Source organism: Mesorhizobium sp. M1307 (genome assembly GCF_040318155.1).
Taxonomy (GTDB): domain Bacteria; phylum Pseudomonadota; class Alphaproteobacteria; order Rhizobiales; family Rhizobiaceae; genus Mesorhizobium.
In genome coordinates this window covers 1-1,050 of sequence record NZ_JAMYLR010000109.1, presented here as the reverse complement: position 1 = coordinate 1,050, position 1,050 = coordinate 1, and the positions used below count along the sequence as shown (strand labels likewise).

The 1,050-nt window shown below is 63.9% G+C and carries 1 protein-coding gene; it reads left to right on the top strand.

Translation table 11 applies throughout. The annotated features are described in order from the left end of the window. Positions 1–76: 76 nt before the first annotated feature. Positions 77–1,050 (top strand): IS256 family transposase (locus NKH16_RS34840; protein ID WP_352903972.1); only part of this gene is annotated, 974 nt, incomplete at its 3' end.

Sequence of the window (1,050 nt, the reverse complement as noted above, 5' to 3'; positions counted from 1 at the left end):
GCTTGCTCTGAGGGGCGAGCGGCCATGGCACGGTGGTGACGTTGCGATCACCGATTCCCGTGGAAGGGGAAGTGCCATGACCAATCGAGACGTTAGACTGAGCAGAGGCGAGTTGAAAGCGTTGCTGTTGTCGGATGAGGACGGCTTTCGCCAGGCATTGCAGAGTGTCGTGCAGGAGGTTCTTGAAGCCGAGATGACGGAGGCGATCGGGGCCGAGAAAGGCGAGCGGACGGCGGAGCGGACGAGTTACCGGTCCGGCTATTACGAGCGCAAGCTGGTGACGCGGGTCGGGGTGCTGGAGCTTCGCGTTCCGCAGGATCGGGCTGGCCGGTTCTCGACGGAGTTGTTTGAGCGCTACCAGCGTTCGGAGAAGGCATTGGTGTCGGCGCTGGTCGAGATGTACGTGCAGGGCGTTTCGACCCGCAAGGTGAAGGCGGTGACGGAGGAACTGTGCGGCCACTCTTTCTCGGCCTCGACGGTGAGCGAGGCGACGATGCGGCTGGATGAGGCGCTCAAGGCGTTCTTCACGCAGCGGCTCGAGGAAAGCTATCCGTATCTCATTTTGGACGCGCGCTACGAGCGGGCTCGCGAGGCGGGCGTGATCGCCAGCCAGGCGGTGCTGGTGGCGATCGGCGTGGATTGGGAGGGCCGGCGCCAGGTTCTGGGCGTGGAGCTGGCCAACCGGGAGAGCCATTCGAGCTGGCGCGAGTTCGTGACGGGGCTCAAGAATCGCGGGCTCGCCGGCGTCGAGTTCGTCGTCTCCGACGACCATCCGGGGCTCAGGGCGGCAATCCGCGAAGTGCTGCCCGAAGCGGTCTGGCAGCGCTGCTACGTGCACTTCCTCAGAAACGCGCTCGACTACGTGCCGCGCAAGGTCGACGACGATTGCCTGATGGAGCTCAGATGGTTCTACGACCGGCGCGACCTTGCCGAGGTCAAACGCGACCTGGCGCAGTGGATCGCCAAATGGCAGGCCAAATACCCGAAGCTGGTCAACTGGGTGGAAGATAACATCGAGGAGACGCTGAGCTTCTATCGGCTGCCGCTAGC